Origin of the sequence: Psychrobacter aquaticus CMS 56 (assembly GCF_000471625.1) — a bacterium.
Lineage (GTDB): Bacteria > Pseudomonadota > Gammaproteobacteria > Pseudomonadales > Moraxellaceae > Psychrobacter > Psychrobacter aquaticus.
This window is the reverse complement of sequence record NZ_AUSW01000006.1, coordinates 146888-161339: the sequence shown is the minus strand read 5'-3', so window position 1 is coordinate 161339 and position 14452 is coordinate 146888. Positions and strand designations below refer to the sequence as shown.

Below are 14452 nucleotides of genomic sequence, written 5' to 3'. Positions count from 1 at the left end.
TTTACTATTTATTTCAATGGTTTCAACCCTTCTCAGTCAACAGCTTAATCCCTAAGCCAATAAATACCACACCGCTTATCTTGTTTAAAACGGCTTCAATAGAGGGATTTTCTCGCAGGCGTGTACTAAACCGCGCTGCCAATAACGCCAGACACGAGCACCATATAAAGCCAGTGGTGGCAAAGGTTAATCCCAATATTAAAAATGACAGCATGCCGTAAGCATAATTAGCATCAATGAACTGAGGAAAAAAGGCGATAAAGAACAAAGCGACTTTTGGATTAAAGACGTTGGTCAATACTCCTTGCTGGTAAATTTGCCAGCCATCTACCTTGTTCTGTCTAATAATATCTTCGTCTTTAGGCAGACTGCTTGCTATTAAAGAGGACTCTTTGCTTGTGAGCATCTTAAAACCTAAATAACATAAATAGCCGGCACCAAGATATTTGACAAGCATAAAGGCCGTTGGAGAGTTGGCAAGCAATACTGATAATCCTAATGACGCCAATAAAGTATGAATCAAACTGCCCGTGGTGATACCCAAAACAGAATAAAGCCCTGCTGTTTGCCCTTGAGAGATGCTACGGGTAATAATGTACATGCTATCCGTGCCTGGCGTTAGGTTTAATAAAATCGCCGCTAAGATAAACCCTAGGTAGTTTTCAATACCGAACATAGCAGGCGCTTCCCTATAATCGCTCTAAGCCCCATCATATATAGCATGTGGGTATAATTTATAACAATGCTGGTCACGTCGATATTAACGAGTATTAGACAGGTTGGCAATAGCGCTATTAGTCATAAGACAGCGACAGTAGAATAGAGGGTCTTTGAGAAACAACAGACATAAAAAATCCCAGTCACCGTATGATGACTGGGATTTTTTTATTGTTCGCTTATTAGTCTTATCTCATGCTAAGCAAGAGGGCTAACAAGTGACGCCAAATAGTGGCGTCCCCAGGGGGATTCGAACCCCCGTTACCGCCGTGAAAGGGCAGTGTCCTAGGCCTCTAGACGATGGGGACGCATAGAGTGTCATAACCAATGGCTATAACGGTACTTCACAATATCAGATAGCTTATCTATTAATAGAACAAGCGTTGCCTAGGTGCTGATATCGTCCTACTAGCGAGTATTTATTATCAAGTTTCAGTCATACTGAGCATTGTTATAAATAGTATGGTGGAGCTAAACGGAGTCGAACCGTTGACCCCTTGCATGCCATGCAAGTGCTCTACCAACTGAGCTATAGCCCCTCGCTAAGAGTGTGCGTATTTTATGTAAGAGCAGCAGTCTTGTCAACCGCTATTTTAAAAATAATTCATAAATATGCAAAAAAATCGGTTTTATGGAGGTTAAGAGCCGACTTAACGTGGATTTTGCTTGATGGCGATTTCTTTGATGGCTTTGTCAGTGAAAAATTCTGCATTAGTCCCATCAGCAAAGATGACAGCACAACATTCGGTAGGGATATATTGACCACCATTTTCTCGTACCGTTTTTACGCCTTGAAAGCCTACGATGTCAGAGGCATTTAGTTGATCTACATGGTGTTTGGCATAGTGGCAATAAGTGCTGTATATCCATTTTAAATCTTCAAAATCCTGACCTTTAGTTAGGGTGAGATTTGCGTCATAAAGCTCTTTTACGATGGCATCGTAGTATTTTTGCGCTTCTTTTAGGGTGTTAAAGACATAGTCTTTGCTTTCTATGGTGACGGTTTTGGCGGCCATGTTTATATCCCATTAATATATTTAATTTCAAATGCTACTATTAACGTAAAGAGGGATCAGTATTAGCCTGATCCCTCTCTGTTATCAACTAATGAATTTATATTATTTTTTTATTTTAAGAGTACTTCTATTTTGTAAATGTTGATAAAGTTTGGCAACTCTGCCGCTTGTTTTTCAAGCTTCTTCAGTTTCTTTTTACCCAAACCACCCAGTACATCGACCGCATGGCGCAAGCGAGTCAAGGTCATGTCAGCACCGATAATCGCCATAGAGTTCATGACTGGTGTCGATGAGGTGCTACCAGCGATGGCGATAAAGAAAGGTGCCATAAAGTCACGCATTTTGATATCAAGATGCGCGGCAAGACCTTTCAATGTGGCATAGATATTTTCTTCTGACCAAGTTGGTAAGGTCTCTAACTGCCACAGCGACAGTTGTAGCAATTCTATAATTTGCTCAGGCGTCAGTGATTTGTGCGTAAAGCTCTCGGCGGTAATCTCAGGTAGATTCTGGAAATAAAATCCGCCCCAGTTGACCGCATCAGATAGCAGTGCGATACGTGGTTGAATCGCAGCGGCAATAGCGGTTAACTTATCGCTGTTACTTGCCCAGTCTAGGATTTTGTTTTTTAGCTCTTCCGGCGTGAGCGCACGTAGCCACTCGCTATTTACCCAATTGAGTTTTTCGATGTCAAAGATAGGGCCGCCGAGCGACACACGCTGGATATCAAAACTGGCAATCATCTCGTCTAAGGTGAACTTTTCAGCGTCATTCGGCATGGAGTAGCCCATGCGGCCAAGATAGTTGAGCAGAGCTTCAGGCAACACGCCAGCATCACGGTAATAGGTGATAGACGTTGGGTTTTTGCGCTTAGACAGTTTTGATTTGTCCGGATTGCGCAATAGTGGCATGTGGCACAGAACTGGCATCTCCCAACCGAAGTACTCATACAGTAGCTGATGCTTGGGTGCTGAGTTGAGCCACTCTTCGCCGCGCATGACATGACTGATGTCCATCAAATGATCATCGACGACATTGGCCAAATGGTAAGTCGGCAGGCCGTCGGTTTTGAGCAACACTTGCATATCGACTTGGGTCCAAGGTATCTCAACCGTACCACGTAGCATGTCGTGTACCTGACAGACGCCTTCGGTTGGCACGCGCATACGGATGACGTGCGATTTACCTTCAGCAATCAATTGTGCTGTTTTTTCTGGCGCGAGGTGCGCACAGCGCCCGTCGTAGCGCGGCGTCTCGCCATTGGCCATTTGCTCAGCGCGCATGGCGTCCAGCTCTTCACTGGTACAAAAACATCGAAATGCATGATCGTTATCGATCAGTTGCTCAGCGTGTTTTTTATAAATATCACTACGCTCGCTTTGACGATAAGGGGCGTGCGGGCCGCCAATATCTGGACCCTCGCTCCAATCTAAACCCACCCAACGCAGCGCATCTAAAATCATTTGTTCAGATTGCTCAGTTGAGCGCGTTTGGTCGGTGTCTTCGATACGTAAAATAAATTCGCCGCCGTGGGCTTTAGCAAAGGCCAAATTAAATAGAGCAATATAAGCCGTGCCTACGTGAGGAAAGCCAGTGGGCGATGGCGCAATGCGAGTGCGGACCGGGCGATTGCCGCCAGTAGCTGTCGTAGGATTCGTCGAGGATAGGGTCGATGTTTGCATCATAGGAATCTCAAAAAGTGGATATCAGTGAAAAATGGCAGTGATAAGTGTCAATTAAAGAGCATGACTAAAAAATACGAATGAAACAATAGACGCCAAAATTGAAAATTAGCGTAAAATATAGCGCTAGTATAACAGAGAGATGGGATATTTTTAATGAAAAGCCCTTCTAGAGCTTGACTACCAGTGTATCCTTGCGATAATAATGCTATGCAAGTCATAACTTGTTTATTTTCATCTGATTTTTTACTATTACTGGCCAAAATGGTCGTCATCTACTGAGTTATTTGTGTCATTATCAAAATCGAAGTCAAAACCTACGCCCAATTCTAAAGTCAACGCTTTTTCAGCCATTGATAATGCTGAATCAGTGACGAGTCCGTTTTCTGTAGAAAGTAATACTGTCCAAAATCTGGTTGAAAAGGGTATGCAAAATATGGCTCAAGCATCTATTAAAGACCCTGCCACAGTTGATGAGTTGAGTTTTGTCCATGATGCTGTGCTTCTGCCAGAGACCGTCGCCGCAGTATTGGGCGTCAAATCCTTACCAAGCCCAAAAGAACCAAGTCAAACAGACGCGGCAATAGGTCAAAAAGGCTTACAAATGAGCGGCATCTATGTCGATGCGACCTTTGGGCGTGGCGGTCATAGTCGCTTATTATTGAGTCATCTTGCCGATGATGCCAAGCTGATCGTCTTTGATAAAGATCCGACTGCTATTAGTGTTGCTAGAGAGCTGGCAAGGACAGACAGCCGTGTGCATGTGGTTCATGACAGTTTTGCGACGTTGACGACTAGTCTGGCCGCGCTCGGTATCACCCAAGTAGATGGGCTAATGGCAGATTTGGGTATCTCATCACCGCAGATTGATGATGGCAGTCGCGGGTTTAGCTTTATGCGTGATGGTGCGGTAGATATGCGTATGGATACCAGCCGCGGTCAGTCGGTTGCCGAGTGGCTTGAGCAGGTCGATGATGAAACGTTGGCCAATGTGCTTTATGAGTTTGGTGAAGAGCGTCACAGTCGCCGCATTGCACGCGCCATCAAGCAAATGGACAGCTATGAATCAACGCTCGAGCTGGCTGAGGTGATTAAGGTTGCTCATCCCAATTGGCAGCGCGGTAAACATCCAGCGACACAAAGTTTTCAGGCCATGCGTATTTTTATTAACAATGAGCTTGGCGATGTCGATGACTTTTTAGCACAAAGTATTCACATCTTAAAGACCGGTGGACAGCTGGCGGTGATTAGTTTTCACTCATTAGAAGATCGCCGTATCAAGCAGTTTTTGCAGCGTCACAGTAAAGGGCAATATCCAGAAGATGAGAATTTGCCGATGCCGCCGAATCGCCCGCGTTACTTTAGTAAGCCTAAACGAGTGGGGCCAAGTAAAGCGGAAACAAGCCACAACCCGCGTTCGCGTAGTGCATGGCTACGCATGGCAACACGTAGTGATAGCGAGTATTTGCCTGATGGTGAGCAATAAATTTATAGCGTGAATGTTTGGTCGGTCTTTTATCAATGGGAGATGAGCAAATATTTTAATGATTACGCTACTGTTAAAAAGCTGTAAACATTATCTGCTAGGCTCGGCAGTTACTTTTTTGTTTGGTTTTACCTTTATTGATGGCGCATGAGGTTTTGATAACTCATAAACAGTTATCGCTTTCTATTTTTAAGTTCACTTTTCTGAGATCGTCATGGCAATATCTGACAAACCTGCAAACCGTCGTGTCGCAACGCCTTATAATGCCGATGTTGGTGAACTATTTGTGCGCCGATTTAATGTGGTCAGTGTTTATGTCGCTATATTACTGCTGTTGGCAGCGGCGATTATATGGAGCGGTATCAAAACGGCCGAAGGCGTTCAGCAATATCATCAGGATTATAAAACCTTGCAAGACATGAAAAAACAAGAGCGTAAGCTACAAGTTGAGCATCAGCGCCTATTGATTGAACAGCAGACATTCAGTGCGACGCCGCAAATTGCCAGTCGTGCGGTTGCTGAACTGGGTATGTTTTCACCCAGTCTGAAAGACAAACTAATCATCCAGCCCGGTGCTGCCGTAGCATTGGTGCCTGCCGATTCGACTGACTCAGATGTCGCCACCAATGATTCAGATATTATCGAACCAGCTGTCGTGAGTGATATACCTATCGATATGGTGGTTGAGGAATCTGCTGAGGTTTCTGACACGGATTCTGACCTAGCGGAGGCAGGACAATGAGTGATAAAAAGTCTAATGCCAATAGCGGGAAAGCAACCACAAACAACGCTAGTAAGAAACCAGCTAGTGGCAAAGTCACCAAGCCTTTGCGCCGTCCTAGTGCCGCCAAATCTGGGCAAACGAGCAGCAACGCTGATCACAAATCTGCTGACAGCCGCAAAGCCAAGCTATTTGATCGCTTAAAAAACAATGAAAAACAAAACGCTCATACTAAAAATCTAAAAAATAAAAGAGGATTTTTGGGTAAAGCGTCTGGCGCTTCTTCTCGCGGCGGCTTTGAGCAAGACAAAAACCGCTTTCGTATGATTTGGGGCATTGCGCTGATTATATTGGGCTTGCTAATAGGCCGTGCTTACTACTTACAAGTCGCCAATGCTCAGTTTTATCAAGACAAAGGTGCTGAGCTTATCACTAGCGTGCGTACGCAAGCATCTTATCGCGGCATGATTACAGACCGCAACAATTTGCCCTTAGCGGTCAGTGCGCCACTGGCGACCGTCTCTTTTAGTCCGCATGATTATGCTCGCGAATATTATGAGCTTAAGCGTATTATCATCACCAATCCTGATAGCCCGCAACTGGTTGCGCGTATGCAAAAGCGCTTGGACAATATGGATTTGACCACGCTTGCTGCTGCTGCCAATATCTCGGTCAATGAGTTAAAGAAAGTCACCGCCATTGATGCCAGTATCGATGTGACCGATGAAGAAGCGGTTAAAGCGGCGCTGCCATCGGGTGCTGGCTCGCACTACTTGCCATTGCTTAATAAAGTGACACCAGAGATTGCGCAAAGTGTCAGCTCGCTTGATTTTCCGGGTGTCTATGAGAAAAACTTCTTTCAGCGTTATTATCCGCAGCCACATCCCAACTCCCAACTATTAGGGTTTATGGGACAAAATGCCAATGATTCTGAAGGCGGTTATGAGGGGCGTGCTGGGATTGAACGTCAGTATGAAACCGAGCTGGCAGGTGACGACGGTAAAGTGCTGGTACTCAAAGACGCCAAACAAAACAGCCTAAAAGAAATTAAACAGATCGAGCCAGAAGTACCGGGTAAAGATGTGGCGTTGACGATTGACTCGCGTTTGCAGTATTTACTTTATAAAGAGCTTGAAAAAGCAGGGCGTTTGCAAAAAGCGCGTTGGTCTACGGGTATGATCGTCGATGTACAAACGGGTGAGGTGCTTGCCTTATCGACATGGCCATCATTTAACTCCAATAACCTCAATGAGATGACGGGTGAAAACCAGCGTAACCGTGCGCTACTTGATATCTTTGAACCTGGTTCGGTGATGAAGCCTTTTACGGTCGCTGCTGCTTTAGATTCAGGTAAATATACCGCCACCTCTTTAATCGATACCAATCCCGGCTCTATTCGTGTTCGCGGTTACACCATTCGTGATCATAACAATCTCGGCATGATTAACATGGCAACGCTGTTACAGAAATCCAGTAACGTGGCTTCCACCAAGATTGCGTTATCGCTACCCGCTGATGCGATTACCAAGATGCAAAAACAGTTTGGCTTTGGCGAAAAAACGCCGTTACAGTTCCCAGGCGAAGGTAGCGGATTGGTCGTCACACCGCAAGAAAAAGAAACAGCAAGGCGTGCGACGGTCAGTTATGGTTATGGTCTACAAGTAACGCTTGCACAAGTAGCGCAGGCTTATTCTGCATTGGCGGCAGGTGGGGTGATGCATCCATTGACACTTATTAAAGATAATAAACCACCACCCAGCAAACGTATCATGGCGCATGAGCAAGCGATGTCTATCGTACAAATGATGGAAAGTGTCACTGAAGATGGTGGTACTGCCAAAGGTGCTGCTATCGATGGTTACCGCGTCGCTGGTAAAACAGGAACGTCGCGCCGTATCAATCCGGACGGTGGTTATTATACCGATCAATATCGTAACGTCTTTGCTGGTATGGTGCCAGCCTCCAACCCACGGCTGGTCGGTGTGATGTTAATCGAAGATCCACGTGGACAAATTTATGCGGGTTTAACAGTAGCACCTGTGTTTCATAACGTCATGAGTGAGGCACTGCGTTTGTATAATGTGCCCTTAGATAAGCCGTTAAAAACTGAAGCCCCGTAGGTATTGATATAAGATTTTGAGTATTCAGCCACTTACTATTTGATTTAACCGTTTAGGATTTGCCAATGACCATGTCTACCTCATCGCCCAGCTGTGCTACTGTTACCTTAAAAGAGTTGGTTGAAGCCAGCGACCATAATAGACACAGTTTGCAGCAAGCATTAACCGCGATGATGACGGCATCGATGCAAGACTTACCAACTCAAATTTCAATAAATCAAGTGGCCAGCGTTGCCAACATCCCATTTCATCAATTTCAGTTAGACAGCCGCGCGCTAGCAGCGAGCAACGTGTTTGTCTTATTAAAAAGCCACACACCGAACTGTCAAAAAAGTCGTGATTACCTATACCAAGCCGCCAACAACGCCGCTTTTATCCTATCAGAAATCGATCCTGTCGCGCTACTGACGACAGCCAATATGCCTACCGATGCCCCTCTTGCTTTGACAACTGACACCTTGCAAACGTCTGTCCAACAGCAAATGATCGCGTTGCCTTGCCCAATATTATATGTGCCTGATATTCGGGATTTTTTGGGAGATTTGATCCAAGCGCGTTTGCAATATCAGCAACCAACGACGCTGCCAACGGTTGTGGCAGTGACGGGTACCAATGGCAAAACCACCATCAGTCAATTGGTCGCGCAATTAACCCAGTTAACCGGAATGAGCAGTGCGGTAATGGGTACGGCGGGTAACGGGAGATTGGGTTCGTTGGTTCAAGCCAGTCACACCACGGGAGACGCGCTCGCCGTCCAGCAGTTCTTATATCAAATGGGTCAAGAAGGCGCTGAGCTGTTAGCATTAGAAGCAAGCTCACACGGTCTGGATCAGCAGCGCTTGCAGGGCATGCCAGTGTCGGTGGCGATTTATACCAATTTGAGCCGTGATCATTTAGATTATCATGCCGATATGACAGAATACGCGGCGGCCAAAGCCAAACTGTTTGACAGAGTGCACTTTCCGGATTTGACCCATGCCATTATCAATATCGATGATGAGTATGCACAGGTGATGCTGGATACGGCGCATGCCAGCGATTTGATCGTGTGGACATACAGTTTAGACGCCACTAAAATGGCTACCTTTGTCGCCACTGATATCAAACCAAGCTTACAAGGAGTTGAGATCACGCTCCGCAGTAACTTTAGTGATACTGATATTAGTGATACTGATATTAGTGGTGACAAGGGCGGCAATATAACTATCGTCAGTCCCTTATTGGGGCGTTTTAACGTGGCGAATTTACTTGCGGCAATAGCGGCGACAGTGGCAATTGGCTCTGATGTTGATAGTGACTTTAACAGCGACATAGAGCGCATTGCTGCTGCCGTACCAAAGCTACAAGGCGCTATCGGACGTATGCAGCGTGTGCCATCCGCTGAGGGCTGTTTTATCGTGGATTACGCACATACACCTGATGCTTTGAGTCAGGTGCTGGCTAGCTTGAAAACCCATTGTAAGGGTCAGTTATGGGCAGTATTTGGTTGTGGCGGCGATCGTGATGCAGGCAAGCGCCCATTGATGGCACAAGCAGGGCTGGCGGGTGCAGACCAAGTCATACTCACAGCGGACAATCCACGTACCGAAGACCCCAATGCGATTTTGCAAGACATGCAAGCTGGAATGAGTGCTGAGCAATATCAGCGCACCCATATCGAACCTGCACGCCAAACCGCCATTGAGTATGCGGTCAGTCAAGCATCTGCCGATGATATCATCGTGATCGCGGGTAAAGGGCACGAAACCTACCAAGAAATTAACCATGTGCGTTATGATTTTGATGACAGTATTGTCTTGCAAAATGCTCTCAAACAAGCAGGCCGCGCATAAATAATAGCCGTTGCAATCCGTTTTGACTTTTCACAAACATTTAAATATAAGAAACAAGTAGTCATCATATAAGGTAATCACTATGACAGCCGACAACGATAATACCATTCAGTCACAAGGGCTGTATGTTTGGCAAGTAGATAATTTGCTCGCGGCGACCGAGTCACTTGCTGGACATTGGCAGCTACCAGAAGAACACACGAGCGCAGAGCAGTCAGAGCTCGCAAAAAATGCCGTCGTTAGTAACCGTATCGCCACCGATACGCGCACCATAAAAAACGGTGATATCTTTTTGGCATTAAGTGGTGATAATTTTGATGGTCATGATTATATTAATCTGGCGGCATCGAAAGGGGCAATCGCTGCTATTGTCTCTCGTCCTATCTCCACCAGTATTCCGCAGTTGGTCGTTAACGATACCCGTTTGGCGCTTGGACAATTGGCCGCTTATCGCCGCCAGCAGCACAAAGATGTGACCGTAATTGCGATTACTGGTTCGAGTGGTAAGACCACTTGTAAAGAGATGCTCGGTAGTATCTTTGGTCGACTGGCACCGACATTGATTACCCGTGGCAATTTAAACAATGATTTGGGCGTGCCAATGATGCTTCTTGAGCTTTCGGATCATCATCGTTATGCCATCTTAGAGTTAGGTGCCAATCATGTTGGCGAGATTGCTTATACTACTGAGATTGTAAAGCCTGATGTGGCCTGTATTTTAAACATTGGCACGGCTCATTTGGGGGAGTTTGGTAGCCGAGAAGGCATTTGCCAAACCAAGGCGGAGATTTATCATACCTTAACCGATACTCAATTTGCCATTGTGCCTGACAAGGACGACTTTACCAATCAGCTGCGCCGTATCGCTGAACAATACACCCCGCATGTCATTGGTTTTGGTAATACAGATGTGAGTGCCAGCCATTTAGATGTAGAGCCAGAGCGCAGTGAGTTCAAACTGCACATTGGCAACCAGTTACATGATATCAAGTTGCCACTAGCAGGAGAGCATAATGTCAATAATGCGTTGGCCGCGGCTGCTTGTGCGTATGCGTTAAAAATTGATGCCAGTGACATCGTGATTGGGCTAGAAAATGCGCGTCCAGCCAAAGGTCGTTTGAACAGTCAGATTCTTGGGATGCATCGTTTAATCGATGACACTTATAATGCCAATCCCCATTCGGTAAGGGCGGCGGCAAAAGTATTGGCCGCGCAAACAGGAATTCAGGTCATGGTGTTGGGCGATATTGCGGAGCTTGGCGAGGCGGCAGTGAGTGAGCATCAAAGTCTGGGTCGTACGATTGCGACCATAGGTATTGATATGCTGCTTTGCGTGGGGGAATATGCGCCTTATACTGTTGCTGGTGCGAAAGAGATTTCTGACATCAGTGCCCATGCGTTCGCTGATAAAGACAGTCTATTACAGTATTTACAACCGTATTTGCAAGCGCAGCAGTCTCAGCCTTGTACAGTATTGTTTAAAGGCTCTCGTTCCATGCAGATGGAAACACTTATTGATGCGCTAGTAGAGGAGTAAGCGGTGTTAGTTTGGTTGTTTGGCTGGCTTGGTCAGTATTATACACCGTTTTCGGCGGTCTCTTCTTTGACGCTACGAGCGTTACTCGCGGTCGTGACAGCCCTTGCATTTAGCATGTTTTTTGGTGGGCGTGTCATTAAACATTTGCGGGCGCTTAAGTATGGTCAGGCCATTCGCAATGATGGCCCGCAATCACACTTGATCAAAACTGGCACACCAACCATGGGTGGGGTGTTGATTTTGAGCGCAATTGGTGTGTCGACATTACTTTGGGCGCGTTTAAATAATCCGTATGTGTGGATTTTGCTCATTGTGATGGTTATCTTTGGCGCCGTCGGTTGGGCGGATGATTGGCTCAAGATTAAATATAAAAACCCCAAAGGCTTAATCGCCCGCAAAAAGTATTTTTGGCTCTCGATGGGTGCATTATTTGTTGGCGTTTCACTATATTATATCGCCACGCTTCAGCCAGATGTTAACACCACTCGTGAGATGCAAGATTTGTTATTGCCTATCTTCAAAGATTGGATAATCCCATTTTCGGCAGTGCCTTTTGGCATCGGTTTTATTATCTTTACGTATTTTGTGATAAATGGCGCGTCTAATGCGGTCAATTTAACCGACGGCTTGGACGGCTTGGCAATTTTGCCAGTGGTCTTGGTAGCAGCAGGATTGGGCGCCATGGCGTATGTGTCGGGTGACGTACGTTTTGCCGATTATTTACATGTGCCTTATATTGCTTATAACTCTGAGGTCATCATTGTCTGCGGTGCTATGATTGGGGCGGGGCTGGGCTTTTTATGGTTCAACGCGCATCCAGCACAAGTATTTATGGGTGATGTAGGGGCGCTGGCACTTGGTGCAATGCTGGGTACGATTGCCGTCATGACACGGCAAGAGATTGCTTTTGCGATTATGGGCGGGTTATTTGTTGCCGAAGCGCTATCGGTCATGTTACAGGTTGGCTCGTATAAGCTGCGCAAAAAACGGGTCTTTCGTATGGCACCACTGCATCATCACTTTGAAGAAATCGGCTGGAAAGAGACACAAGTGGTGACGCGATTTTGGATTATCGCTATTATACTGGTGATTCTTGGATTAATGACGTTAAAGCTGCGTTAACATGCTTCAATATTAAATGGATTTATACCATATATTCAAAGGCCGTCTCAGACAGTTGAGGCGGCTTTTTTTATGCGCGCTTTTATCACTTAGACCTCGTGAATTTTGTTAAAATACCAGTTATATTGCTATGATTTTGAGATGCTTGTGTCCTTATTTATTTGTCCCCTTTGTCAATCGCTTCTACAACCCGCATCAGATACGTGGCGCTGTGATGGCAGTTTAAATCCGAAGCAAACGGTTCATGCATTTGATGTGGCACGGCAAGGCTACGTCAATTTGTTGCCAGTACAACAAAAAAAGTCTAAAGCGCCAGGCGACAGCCAAGCATCTATCGAGGCACGAAAACGGTTTTTGAATGCGGGACATTATGAGCCGTTACAGGTTTTAATTGGTCAGCAAATGCAGCAGTTATTGGCACAAGATAAGCCAGTCGCTGAGAAAGACAATCAACCTGTCAATTGGTTAGATATCGGTTGCGGCGAGGGCTATTACACGCAAGCAATGGCACAAATGGGATCAGATATCCTAGATATCTTAATCGCGGCTGACATTAGTAAGCCTGCATTGGTAGAATTGGCCAAAGTGAGTAAAGCGGCAGGTAGGCTTTGGTATCAGCAGCATAAAAAGATGTCTACTAAGACAACCGTCATTTATCCACTGGTCACGAGTGCTGCGCACCTGCCGTTACGCGATCGTAGTGTCACGGGTATTAGTAGTATTTTTAGTCCTATCTTGCCAAAGGCCTTTGCTGACGTATTGACCGACGAGGGTTATCTCATCATTGCCAAACCAGATGGCGGTCATTTGGCGTCTATGCGTGATGCGTTATTTGACGACGTCCGCGAGCATGATTCTGACAAATTTTTGCAAGAGTTGGCTCCTTATTTTAAACTTTTAGACACGCATCGGGTCAGTACCGAGATGAGCTTGTCCGCCAATGAGCTAGCTGACTTAATGACCATGACTCCTTATGCGTATCGTGCTAAGAGTGAGAAGAGACAAGTGCTGTTGGAAGCGGTGGAAAAAGAGGCGTTTAGGACTGAGGCCAAATTTGTGGTTTATGTTTTGCAAAAGGCGTCTGACTTATAGGGCACTGCCGACTACTTAGCTACACCGTATTTTTTTTCAAAATGAATCAGCTCTCACCATTACAATAATGACTGTTGCAGAGACTGATCGTGATGCAACTGCGTTTGCTCAAACTCATCGTCTAAAAATATATCTCAAAATCTAACCATCGCCTCTAGTAAAAAAATCAAAAAAATTAGCATGGTAAGCGACACATTGGTTACGCTTTATCAGCATAAATACTTTAGACATCACGATAGACTCTAATATCACTATTCAAGCTTACATTAATCTATTAATAATATTGTTATGCTTTATGACATCATTTAAATGATTAATATCCTCTGAATTATTTGGAGAACTTTAGGGTATCATTATGAAAAAAACATCAACGTTGAGCAAATCTGTCCTGATAGCGCTAAGTATTGCTAGCGTAAGCGTAGCATCTGTGGCGGTCAGTCAAGCAGCCCCTTCTAAAGCGCCGATTAATGAAGTCAAAGCGGCAGCGCAAAGTAAAGTCGATCTAAAACAAGCGATGATGATCGCTAATAAAGCAGTGGCAGGAGATATCATTAGCGCAGAGTACGATCAAGAAGATGGCACTATAAATGGCTATTATGATATCAAGATCATTGCCAATAATAGCGAACAAGAAGTAAAAGTGAATGCCAATACGGGTAAAGTTATGAAGGGCGACACTGATCGCCTCGATAAGGAAGACTTGGCGGAATATAACGCCATGAAGCGAGCAAAATTGACCCCTAATCAAGCCATTGATAAGGCTAATCAACGCCTAAAAGGCATACCACTTGAAGTCGGATTTGACATGGATTTTGGCAAGCCTGTGTATAAAGTCGATATTGGTAAAGGCAATCAGGTTCATGAAGTCGTTATTGATGGTATGACGGGTAACATTACTCGCAGTAAAGTTAGAGCTGCCGATATCGATGATTAATTACTGATATATTCTTGCTTGCCCTAAACCGTCATTGAAGATGGTTTAGGGGTTTTTGTAATAAAATGATAAATGTTTGATGCTTACGTTTTTAATCTCACAAAATAGCAAAAACCTTTAAGTTTTACTTTAACTTTGTTAGTGTGTTAAAATTGGTGCGATTATTAACAGTGCTTGATGGTGGCTCTTAATG

11 protein-coding genes and 2 tRNA genes are annotated in these 14452 nt (G+C 45.2%); 8 read left to right on the top strand and 5 right to left on the bottom strand.

The window, feature by feature from the left end:
- Window positions 1-22: 22 nt before the first annotated feature.
- The 5 genes from M917_RS01020 to gltX all read right to left on the bottom strand — a co-directional run bounded on the left by M917_RS01020 (window position 23) and on the right by gltX (window position 3415).
- Window positions 23-676 (bottom strand): LysE family translocator, encoded by a 654-nt coding sequence (locus M917_RS01020; RefSeq protein WP_021812887.1) that lies wholly within the window; start codon window positions 674-676, stop codon window positions 23-25.
- Window positions 677-949: 273 nt separating this feature from the next.
- Window positions 950-1025: transfer RNA gene (locus M917_RS01015), tRNA-Glu, on the bottom strand.
- A gap of 155 nt (window positions 1026-1180) precedes the next feature.
- Window positions 1181-1256 (bottom strand) — tRNA-Ala (locus M917_RS01010).
- A gap of 111 nt (window positions 1257-1367) precedes the next feature.
- The gene (locus M917_RS01005) at window positions 1368-1733 is read right to left on the bottom strand and encodes a hypothetical protein (RefSeq protein WP_021812886.1); all 366 of its coding nucleotides are present in this window, start codon (window positions 1731-1733) and stop codon (window positions 1368-1370) included.
- A gap of 110 nt (window positions 1734-1843) precedes the next feature.
- A complete protein-coding gene (gltX, locus tag M917_RS01000; RefSeq protein ID WP_051354194.1) occupies window positions 1844-3415 on the bottom strand; it encodes a glutamate--tRNA ligase in 1572 nt (523 codons plus the stop codon).
- 436 nt (window positions 3416-3851) lie between these two features.
- Between gltX and rsmH the strand changes: the two genes are divergently transcribed.
- The 8 genes from rsmH (at window position 3852) to M917_RS00960 (ending at window position 14259) form a co-directional block, all read left to right on the top strand.
- A complete protein-coding gene (rsmH, locus tag M917_RS00995) occupies window positions 3852-4901 on the top strand; it encodes a 16S rRNA (cytosine(1402)-N(4))-methyltransferase RsmH (protein WP_406621663.1) in 1050 nt (349 codons plus the stop codon).
- Between the two features lie 214 nt (window positions 4902-5115).
- Window positions 5116-5643 carry a cell division protein FtsL gene (ftsL, locus tag M917_RS00990; RefSeq protein ID WP_021812883.1) on the top strand — a complete coding sequence of 176 codons (528 nt, stop codon included), beginning with the start codon at window positions 5116-5118 and terminating at the stop codon, window positions 5641-5643.
- Window positions 5640-7742 (top strand): peptidoglycan D,D-transpeptidase FtsI family protein, encoded by a 2103-nt coding sequence (locus M917_RS00985; protein ID WP_021812882.1) that lies wholly within the window; start codon window positions 5640-5642, stop codon window positions 7740-7742. The genes ftsL and M917_RS00985 overlap by 4 nt, the downstream gene beginning before the upstream one ends.
- A 65-nt stretch (window positions 7743-7807) precedes the next feature.
- Entirely contained in the window at window positions 7808-9574 is a 1767-nt protein-coding gene (locus M917_RS00980) for a UDP-N-acetylmuramoyl-L-alanyl-D-glutamate--2,6-diaminopimelate ligase (RefSeq protein WP_021812881.1), read from the top strand.
- Between the two features lie 82 nt (window positions 9575-9656).
- Window positions 9657-11111: a UDP-N-acetylmuramoyl-tripeptide--D-alanyl-D-alanine ligase gene (locus M917_RS00975; RefSeq protein ID WP_021812880.1), complete on the top strand. Its 1455-nt coding sequence runs from the start codon at window positions 9657-9659 to the stop codon at window positions 11109-11111.
- 3 nt (window positions 11112-11114) lie between these two features.
- The gene (gene mraY, locus M917_RS00970) at window positions 11115-12233 is read left to right on the top strand and encodes a phospho-N-acetylmuramoyl-pentapeptide-transferase (RefSeq protein WP_021812879.1); all 1119 of its coding nucleotides are present in this window, start codon (window positions 11115-11117) and stop codon (window positions 12231-12233) included.
- A gap of 141 nt (window positions 12234-12374) precedes the next feature.
- Entirely contained in the window at window positions 12375-13325 is a 951-nt protein-coding gene (locus M917_RS00965) for a putative RNA methyltransferase (protein WP_021812878.1), read from the top strand.
- A gap of 355 nt (window positions 13326-13680) precedes the next feature.
- Window positions 13681-14259, top strand: coding sequence for a PepSY domain-containing protein (locus tag M917_RS00960; RefSeq protein ID WP_021812877.1), 579 nt, complete (start codon window positions 13681-13683; stop codon window positions 14257-14259).
- Window positions 14260-14452: the final 193 nt, after the last annotated feature.